Consider the following 1,469-nt stretch of genomic DNA (forward strand, 5'->3'; position numbering starts at 1 on the left):
TGGAAGAGTAGGTCGTCGCCAGATAAACATGGTTTACTAGCTCAGTTGGTAGAGCACATGACTTTTAATCATGGTGTCCGGGGTTCGATTCCCCGGTAAGCCACCAAAAAAAAAGCACTTTTTTATAAAGTGCTTTTTTTGTTTTTCAGATTCAATAAAGTTTTTAAATTATTAAAACAAATAACATTTTATTGATTTTGTTTTTCCACTAACTTTATGGTATTATAATAATAAAATATATAACTATAATAATTTTAAAGGAGAGTAATTATGGAGAATAAAGTTTTAGCTATAGTAAATGGAAGTGAAATAACTGAAAAAGATGTAGATCGATCATTACTAAGATTTCCGAAGGAAACACAAGAGCACTATAAAACAGAAGAAGGAAAGAAACAATTTTTAGATCAGATGATAAATTTTGAATTAATATATAATTATGCGCTTGATAGTGATATGGAGAATGATCCAGATTACATAGAACAAATGCGGTTAATAGAAAAAGATATTTTAATACAAATTGGTGTAAAAAATATAATGGCAAATATAAATATAACTGAAGAAGAGATTCAAAAATATTATGAAGATAACAGTGAAATGTTTAAAAGCGAGGAGACTGCATCTGCTAAACATATATTAGTAGATACGCTAGAGCAAATGAAGGAAATTAGAGCAGAAATAATAAATGGAACATCTTTTGAGGAAGCTGCACAAAAATACTCTAAATGTCCGTCATCAGCTCAAGGCGGAAGTTTAGGTAGCTTTACCAGAGGTAAAATGGTTCCTGAGTTTGAAGAAGCGGCTTTTCAATTAAAAGTTGGTGAGATAAGTGAACCTGTTAAGACACAGTTTGGATATCATTTAATACAATTGGATGAGAAAAGCTCAGCAAAGGTTAAATCGTTGGAAGAATCTAGGGAATTGATTGCAGAGAATATTTCACATCAAAAACAAAATGAAAAATATATAAGTTCAGTAACAGAATTAAAAAACAAATATGAAGTAGAATTAAAATAAAAGTTTTTATAGATTTAATAGTATCATAAGTTATAAAAACCAATATTATTGTTAATATTGGTTTTTATTTATATTAACAATATTTAACATAAATATTGTTAATATAATGTTATAATACTTCAATAGTATATGTATTACTTTGGAATTATCTATATAAATGCAAATATAAAATAAGTTATATATATAAATAAAAATGTCTAGAATTAAAAAATGATATAAAAATCTAAATTAGTATATAAAAGTGTTGACAAAACAAGAAATACCTAGTAAACTTGTAGAAGTCGTCACATAATGACAAAACAAATTGGTCTTTGAAAATTAAACAGAGAAATAGGTAAAGAAACGAAATAATATTTTGTTTTAACCAGTTAATTACTTTAGTATAAAGTAAATTTTAGTCGTAAGACTAAAAAGTATGTAATGAGCTTGCGAATTAACTTAACAGTTGTCGCAGA

Annotated in this window: 1 protein-coding gene and 1 tRNA gene; both read left to right on the forward strand. The window is 26.7% G+C overall.

Annotated features, from left to right (window positions below; translation table 11 throughout):
* Positions 1–30: 30 nt before the first annotated feature.
* A tRNA-Lys gene (locus LGK95_RS22000) sits at positions 31–106 on the forward strand.
* Between the two features lie 164 nt (positions 107–270).
* Positions 271–1,014 carry a peptidylprolyl isomerase gene (locus LGK95_RS22005; protein ID WP_226127039.1) on the forward strand — a complete coding sequence of 248 codons (744 nt, stop codon included), beginning with the start codon at positions 271–273 and terminating at the stop codon, positions 1,012–1,014.
* Positions 1,015–1,469 lie beyond the last annotated feature (455 nt).

Source organism: Clostridium algoriphilum (assembly GCF_020443705.1).
Classification (GTDB): Bacteria; Bacillota; Clostridia; order Clostridiales; family Clostridiaceae; genus Clostridium_AD; species Clostridium_AD algoriphilum.